Here is a 6,561-nt window from a genome sequence, read left to right as displayed (position 1 = left end):
TCCGGCGGTCGGGCCGCCTCCGGACCGAAGGAGGAGCGCCCCTCCGCTTCCGCCCCGTGGTCTTCCCGACGCTCACCGGGCCTACTCCTCCGCCCGAGAAGCGATCAGCAGCGGGGAGTGGTAGCCGATGTCGACCAGCTCGGTCTTGGTAAACCCCACATAGGCAAGCCATTCGGCATACTCCTCGGCCGAGTAGACGCCTCCCTCTTCGGTGTTGAGGAACATCCTCATCCCAAAGAGCACTGCTTCGGGAGGCCCGGTCCGCTCCCGATTGGGGAGAAACTCGAGGATCGCGATCCGCCCTCCCCGCCGCAACGCCTTGGCGAGCCTCCGAAGAAGCTTCCGTGACTTTCCCTCCCCCTCTCCATGAAGGATATGGCCCAGGATCGCGAGATCGAACCGGTTCTCGGGAAAATCCACTTCCTGGATGTCTCCCGGGAGGTATTCGTATTGATCCGCCAATCCATGGCGCTCCCCGTACCGTCGTGTATGTTCGAGCACCCCCGGAAAATCGACCGCCGTGATCCGCGCATCCCGATCGGCATAGGCTACCGCGAGGCTCCAGACGCCCGACCCGCAGGCGATATCGAGGACGCGCATCCCCCGATGGGTCGTGCCAGCCCCCAGCGCCTTCGCGGCCGCGATCGCGGGCCTCCGGTTGGCGACGTGGAGAAAGCGGATGAGCTGAGGGAAGAACTCCTCGGCCCGCTTCTGTCGCTCCCCGGGCTCCGCCGCTGTCGCAAGCCCCCCTTTGCGCACGGCTTCGACGATATGGTCCCATTCCTGGTCTAAGACGCTCCCGTGGACCAAGTCCCCCAGGTAATCGGGGCTTCCCGGCACGAGCAGAGCTTCCGCGATCGGCAGCAGAGAATAGACCCCTTTTTCTTTCCCGAGGAGTTGCAGGGCGGTCAGGCTATCCAAAAGCGCCCGTGTTCCCCGGAGGCTCACTCCGAGGGCCGCGGCTACCTCCTCGGCCGTCCCCGGCTTCTTGGCGAACTCGAAGAAAACTCCCAGATCGACGGCCGCCCGAACGATGCGCGAAGCCTGCACGCTGTCGATGCAGGCCAAAAGGGGAGCTGGATCGAAATCGAGAGAGAACGAACGAGAATTCATTCCTTCCTCCTGGTTGGTTGCCGGAGTCCGGGCGAGCCCGATCTCCGCAATTACATCAATTGATTGATTAGATCTTCGACAATCTCTCCTTGTCAACTCTTCCGGAGGAAGGATCGTTCGCTCTCTCTTTCGACCGCATCTGCGAACACCGAGGCCCACCCCTGGTCTTTTTTCCCTTGCCTCGGCTCTTTCTCCGTACCAAAGTAAAAGGCCGATCGCGGGTGTAACTCAGTTGGTAGAGTGCAACCTTGCCAAGGTTGATGTCGCGGGTTCGAGTCCCGTCACCCGCTCACTATCCGGGGAATCTCCACTCCAAGCGCCGGAAGCTCCCCATGGCCAAAGCCCGGGGGAGCAAAGAAACGGAGCTACGTAGGGGAGGCTGCTTTCGGTTCTCCTGGGCTCTCGCTTCCGCTCTCGTCTCCCCGCCTCGGAGCCAGCACAACCGGGCGCAGAGGCGGAGCAGCCATCGCACCGGCATAGCTCTCACTCCGGCTTGCCGGAGCGGAGGGGCCGCTGCGCAGGCTCGGGATGGAACGGGGCGCAAGATCCCTACCGCTCATCTCGATCGGGTCCGTTCCTGTATGTGCCAAAGAGCGCACCGCTTCTTTCCACGGCTTCCCGGCCCCCTTCCGTCATCCGCCTGCCGATCAGAAGGGCGTAGGCTTTTTCCGGCGCTTCGGGCAAACCCTGGAACAATGCCAGCAGGCTAGCCCCACGGCTCGCTTTCAAGAAGAGCCTGGCGCGTCTGACCGCTCTTTCGACATCGCTCTTGTCAACGGTCTTCGACACCTCTACGGCGACGCATGCGGGCTTACCGCTGGCCAAATCCTTCCCGATCGCGAGAGCATTTGCTTTGCCGAGATCTTCGCCTTCCCGTTCGGTCAGCCTGCCGCTTTCCAAGGCCGTGTCGATGAGGGCATCCACCATCTCTGGGTCGAGCCGCCGAAGCTTCCGAACTTTCGCCCGCAGATAATTACCGAGTTTCCTGTTCGCATCGGACTCCATGCTCTTGCCGACGAAGAAATCCAACTCCAACTCGATCCCGTCAAACCGCTTCTCGGCCGCCTCCGTAAACTCCTCCATGGAGCGTTGGAACGCTTGCGTGGACTCGAGGAAAGACCGGAGCGTGGCGTTCGTTTCCGCCGCTTGTGCAGCGAGCTTTTCGATGGCCTGCCACACCCTTCGGAATTCGTCCTTCCGCTCGATTTCCGCCTTCTCAAATTTGGCGGGAAGCTCAAGCAACTCGTCGGTGAGGATTTCGCGACGTACCGCTTCCCTCCACTCCGGATGCTCCCGGAGGGCGGTCAGAATCTCGTCGGAGGATCGGTTGCAGGTGGTCCAGTTTCAGCGGCAGGGCTTTGTGTTTAGTCGGCTCGCGCCGTATTGCGGCTGGCAATCCTTTGCAGAGGAAGCGCTGCGGCTCTGGCAAACGTATGGCGAGCTGGCGCAACCGACGGTGATCCAACGAATCGGGCTGCGCTTTATCAATCGGATTGACTGCCCGCGGGAGGGATTTGCCCTCAAGGATTATCTCGTCGGTTCGCCCGAGTCTCCCGCATCGCTTCCGCTCCAGAGAGAGATGTTCCTGCATGAGGATACTTTCCGCGTGTCGGGAAGCGATTATTCGGTCCACCTCATTCGCACTGTGCGACTGCCGCAGCCGAACGCGGATCGCCTGTCGCTGATTCTAGGTATCGATGTTTTTGCCGCAGCTGAGGAACTGAACGGCGACGAGGCGCTTCGGAAACGACTTCCGGAGATGCGCTGGTTGAAAAACAAGATCTTTTTCAGCATGATCACTCTTAAAGCGAAGGATCTCTTCCAATGACCATGGCGATTGTGGGTGGTGTCAGCGAAGATGCTCAGTTCGTTGAACAAAAACTGGCCGACGGGCGCAGTAGCTGGGAGAACTCTGCGGTTTTTGGACAAAGCAGCGTCAAAGAAGCGTTGTACACCGTTGCCGAGGAGTGCCGTTCGCCTAATTGGGACGGTTATGGAGCGGTGCCGGTTTCGGAAGAGGCATATCGCCTGGCTTATCGCTTTTTGGAGGCGCTGCCCCTTGGATACGCGATGCCCACGGTGGGCGTGGAACCCGATGGGCAAATCACTTTCGAATGGCATCGCTCCGCGCGCCGGACGCTTTCGGTCAGCATCGATCCAGAGGGTAGAGTCCACTATTCCGCACTGCTCGGCGCGCGCAAAGAGCATGGGGAGGAGCCATTCTTCAGGGAGCTACCGCAACGAGTCGGGGAGCTGATTGATTCCCTGGGTTCACCCTGATGGCGCGTTCCGTGGACCGGCCCATCGCACCAGAGGAGCGAGTGGCTCGCTTTGTGACGGTTTCCCGGTGGGTAAGAGAAGACAGGACGATTCGTCCCGATGCTTTTGTACCTCCTCCCGACCTGCGCTTATCCGTGACCCGCCACGACGCCTTATCCGTTGAGGGGCTGTGGAGCATCGGCCGGGCAGTCGTTGCTCAGGTAGCAAGGACAAGAAAGGCCGAGCTTTCCGGGAGAGCGGATCGCTGCGTTCGGGACGTTCTGCGCTTCGGCCTCGCCACGGAGGCGGCTCCGGTCCCCGGCAATCCCTATCACGCCGAGATCGTCGGATGGCCCGCTGAGAAAGCCGCACAGAAGAACATCGCTCAGCAACTCGCCGCAATCGCCGCGTTCCGTCCGTGGACCTCTTCCTGAAAAGTCGTCCCTCGGCAAAGCTTCGGAAAATGGTGGCGACCGGATCTCTCCTTCCCCAGCGTTCGCCACAATGCCAGCGATTGGGAATGGGCGGCAGATCGCCGAACCATTGGTTTCTCTTTTCGTCCGCGAGGCGGCCGCCCCCGGCAATGGCGCAACCGGCGAGGCTATCCCCTCGAGATCCGGTCCGAGCGGAACGCGGGGCACCGGTTTGGAGCGCTCTCCAGGTGCGCCGCTTCCCTCCGGTGCCGAGGTGGCTCGAACGATCGAACAATCGGCTCCTGGAAACACTTCGTCTCCTCCCGCTTTTCTCCCAGCCGCCGACCTGGGCGGCCATGTAGCCAGTAGCGAAAACTCCTATCCTTCCGCATCAATGAGTTATCTTGCTATTCCGTGGAAGTCAGGTTAGAGGAGAATTGCTCCGCTTCCCAATTCCACCGCCCTGATCCCGCAAGGGCGTAGTCCTTGGAGAGCTTTCTCACCGCCGGCAGGCAGCAAACGACGGCATCCCGGCGAAGGAGGCAAGCCTCATCGGCTTCGGACCGTCGCTTCTTCGAGCGCCGCGAGCTGCTTCCGGAAGAGGACCGGCTCGGTGGTGGGAAGATTGCAGACGAAGTTTCGGCAGAGGTAGGCCGTAGGCTTGCCGCCGAGAGACCGCACCCGGGCGTAGAAGTCGGCCTCCTTGGCGAAGAAGGAGCGGGTGGCATTGTCGTCGAGGAGCGCCCAGACGGCACCGGGAAGGAACTTCCGCCAGAGGATCCGAAGCATCTCCCGCATTGCCGGGGCTTCCTTGCTTCCGGCGAGGACGATCTGCGAGGCGGGCAAAAGATACTCTTCGAGCGCGACGAGCCCCATCGGGAGAGCGAGCGGGGATTGCTCCATCCGGCCGGCGAGGGCTTGCAAGGTGCGTTCCGCCCTCTCGGTCCAAGCCGAACGGCCAAGCAGATGAGCCAACTGGAGCAGGTTGAGGGCCGACATCGTGCTCGAGGAGGGCTCCGCGTCGTCGGAGTCCTCCTTCATCCGCAGGAGCACGCTCGGATCCCTGCCGCTCGAGCTGAAGTAGCCGCCATTCTTCTCGTCCCAGAAGAGACGATCGCACTCCTTCTGGAGCACGACGGCCCATACGAGGCGAGAGGTGTCGAAGCTCGCCTCGTAGAGGACGATCAGCCCGCGAATGAGGCAGGCGTAGTCTTCTGCGAAACCGACGACCTCCGAAGGACCACGAATCCATCCTCTCCGAAGCCTTTCGCCGTTTGCGTCGCAGAGGTGCTTCCGGAGGAAGTCGGCGCAACGGCTCGCGGCAGCGAGATAGGCTTCATCGCCGAGCAGCTGGTAGGCCTTGGCGAAGGCCGCGATCATGAGACCATTCCAGCCGGTGATGATCTGATCGTCCCGGTGCGGACGGGGGCGCTTCGCGCGAATCTCGAGGAGCCTTGCGCGGCTCAAAGCGAGCCGCTTCTTCATGTCCGGTTCGCTCACCCCAAACCGTCTTGCGGCTTCCGCAACGCTATGGCGCTCGAAGAGGACGTTCTTGCCACGAAGCTCGCCGTGGGGGTCTCCTTTGGTTGAGGCGTTGCCCGCCGGCTCGACACCATAGACGTAGTCCAATTCGGCCGCCCGTTCTTTGCCGAGAGCCGCTTCGATTTCATCCGCAGTCCAGACGTAAAAGGCGCCTTCGGCCTTTTCGTCGGATCCGGCCCGAATCGCGCTGTCGGCATCCTCCGCGGAGCAGAATCCCCCCTCGGGCGAAGCCAGCTCGCGCAAAACGTAGTCGAGGGTCGCACGGGCGGTCTCCGCGAATTCTTCTCGCCCCGTGATTTGATAGGCAAGGAGATAGGCTTCAGAGAGTTGCGCTTGATCGGAAAGCATTTTCTCGAAATGCGGGACCTGCCACCGGTCGTCGACCGAATAGCGGTGGAAGCCGCCTCCGAGATGGTCGCAAATGCCTCCGCGCATCATCTTTTCGAGAGTGAAGGTGGCCATGTCGAGGGCGCGCCTCCCCTCCCGGCTCTTCGCTCCGACCCGGTAGGCCTCGTGGAAGAGAAAGATCAGCGCCGAGGGGCGCGGAAACTTCGGGGCCGGTCCAAAGCCGCCCTCACGCGGGTCGAAGCGGCCTTCCATTTGCTGGAGCCCATTGGAGAGAAGGGAGGCAACGAGAAGGACGTTCGAGCTCGGGCCGATGCCGGCGAAGCTTTGGAGCTGATCGACGATCTGGGCGGCCCCGGCACGGATTTGGGGCTCCCGTTCCTTCCACGCTTCCGCGATGCGCTCGAGCACCGTGAGGAATCCCGGGCGGCCGAAGGCGTCCTTGGGCGGAAAATAGGTGCCGCCGACAAAAGGCTTGAGGTCGGGAGTAAGCCAGACGCTCATCGGCCAGCCGCCGCCGCCCGTAGTCGCCTCGACGAAGGTCATGTAGACGCGGTCGAGATCGGGCCGCTCCTCGCGATCGACCAGGATGTTGACGAAATGCTCGTTCAGGTAGGAGACGATCCTCGGATCGCGGAACGATTCGCGCTCCATCACGTGGCACCAGTGGCAGGTGGAGTAGCCAATCGATAGGAAAATCGGCTTATCTTCCTTGCGGGCCTTTGCAAACGCCTCCTCGCCCCATGGGTACCAGTCGACCGGATTGTGGGCGTGCTGCAGGAGATAGGGAGATTTCTTCTTTGCGAGCCGGTTGGTGTATTGGAACTTTTCCCCGGCGGCTTGCTCGGGCGGGGGGGAAACGAAACCGCCGGCTGTTTCGGGAGCCGCC

Annotated in this window: 6 protein-coding genes and 1 tRNA gene; 4 read left to right on the top strand and 3 right to left on the bottom strand. The window is 61.9% G+C overall.

Features of this window, described 5'->3' with window-relative positions; genetic code table 11:
• Positions 1–81 precede the first annotated feature (81 nt).
• Complete coding sequence (locus tag FN369_RS01435; protein ID WP_142524431.1) at positions 82–1,113, bottom strand: class I SAM-dependent methyltransferase; 1,032 nt, start codon at positions 1,111–1,113, stop codon at positions 82–84.
• Positions 1,114–1,330: 217 nt separating this feature from the next.
• Here FN369_RS01435 and FN369_RS01430 point away from each other — a divergent pair.
• A tRNA-Gly gene (locus FN369_RS01430) sits at positions 1,331–1,403 on the top strand.
• Positions 1,404–1,662: 259 nt separating this feature from the next.
• Here FN369_RS01430 and FN369_RS01425 read toward each other — a convergent pair.
• Entirely contained in the window at positions 1,663–2,355 is a 693-nt protein-coding gene (locus FN369_RS01425) for a hypothetical protein (protein WP_178087602.1), read from the bottom strand.
• Here FN369_RS01425 and FN369_RS11000 point away from each other — a divergent pair.
• The 3 genes from FN369_RS11000 to FN369_RS01410 are packed head-to-tail and all read left to right on the top strand — an operon-like array spanning position 2,279 to position 3,806.
• Entirely contained in the window at positions 2,279–2,941 is a 663-nt protein-coding gene (locus FN369_RS11000) for a TIGR04255 family protein (RefSeq protein WP_281290903.1), read from the top strand. The genes FN369_RS01425 and FN369_RS11000 overlap by 77 nt on opposite strands.
• Complete coding sequence (locus FN369_RS01415) at positions 2,938–3,393, top strand: hypothetical protein (protein ID WP_142524428.1); 456 nt, start codon at positions 2,938–2,940, stop codon at positions 3,391–3,393. Before FN369_RS11000 ends, FN369_RS01415 begins: the two co-directional genes overlap by 4 nt.
• A 41-nt stretch (positions 3,394–3,434) precedes the next feature.
• Positions 3,435–3,806, top strand: a complete 372-nt coding sequence (locus FN369_RS01410; RefSeq protein WP_142524427.1) for a hypothetical protein — start codon at positions 3,435–3,437, stop codon at positions 3,804–3,806.
• A gap of 528 nt (positions 3,807–4,334) precedes the next feature.
• On the opposite strand, the gene FN369_RS01405 is transcribed toward FN369_RS01410, so the two are convergent.
• A partial coding sequence (locus tag FN369_RS01405) for a thioredoxin domain-containing protein (RefSeq protein WP_342799703.1) occupies positions 4,335–6,561 on the bottom strand: 2,227 nt, incomplete at its 5' end.

The organism is Methylacidimicrobium cyclopophantes, assembly GCF_902143385.2.
In the GTDB taxonomy this organism is placed as follows: domain Bacteria; phylum Verrucomicrobiota; class Verrucomicrobiia; order Methylacidiphilales; family Methylacidiphilaceae; genus Methylacidimicrobium; species Methylacidimicrobium cyclopophantes.
This window is presented reverse-complemented; position numbering and strand designations above follow the sequence as displayed.